The following is a 706-nucleotide window of genomic DNA, read 5'->3' on the forward strand; positions in this document are numbered from 1 at the left end:
GCGGTACTCGGGGTCCAGTTGCGCGCTGGTTGCAAACGGCACCTCGCGCAGCTCGACCTGCGCGCCGATCTCGGCCAGGGCCATCTCCACGGGGCCCGAGCCGGAGCCGTTGTCGCCGTAGAGGATGTAGCTCATCGCGACACGGCAGGCGCTGGAGTGGCCACGGGCGTCGCGGGATGCCGCCCATAAAGCACCATGGCCCGCCGCTCGAAGGCGCGCACCATCATGCGGACAGCCTCGTTGAACACGGTCCCGATCACCGCCTGCAGCAGCTTCGAGCGGAACTCGAAATCGACGAAGAAGTTCACCTCCGTGCCGCCGGACACGGGTATCAGGCGCCAAGTGTTGTTGAGGTAGCGGAAGGGACCGTCGAGATACTTCACCTCGACCAGATGCGGGCGATCCAGCGTGACCTCGCTCCGGAACGTCTCGCGGAACATCTTGAAGCCGATGGTCAGGTCGGCGGTCAGCTTGGTCTCGTCACGGCTGAGAACGCGAGCGCCCACGCACCAGGGCAGGAACTCCGGGTAGCGATGCACGTCGGCCACCATCTGGAAGATCTGCTCCGGCGCGTACCGAAGGATCTTCTTTTCCGCGTGGGTCGGCATCAGGCCGCCAGGCTCTTTTCCCGTGCCGCGCGCAGCGCCGCGAAGTCCCGGTCGGCGTGGTAGGAGCTGCGCGTCAGCGGCGTCGCGGAGACGAGGAG

General features: G+C 66.6%; 1 protein-coding gene. It reads right to left on the reverse strand.

The window, feature by feature from the left end; genetic code table 11:
* Positions 1-131: 131 nt before the first annotated feature.
* Positions 132-608, reverse strand: coding sequence for a type II toxin-antitoxin system RatA family toxin (locus tag AC1DWF_RS34615; RefSeq protein ID WP_476842997.1), 477 nt, complete (start codon positions 606-608; stop codon positions 132-134).
* Between the last annotated feature and the right edge of the window lie 98 nt (positions 609-706).

It is taken from the genome of Aminobacter sp. P4_D5 (assembly GCF_056401815.1).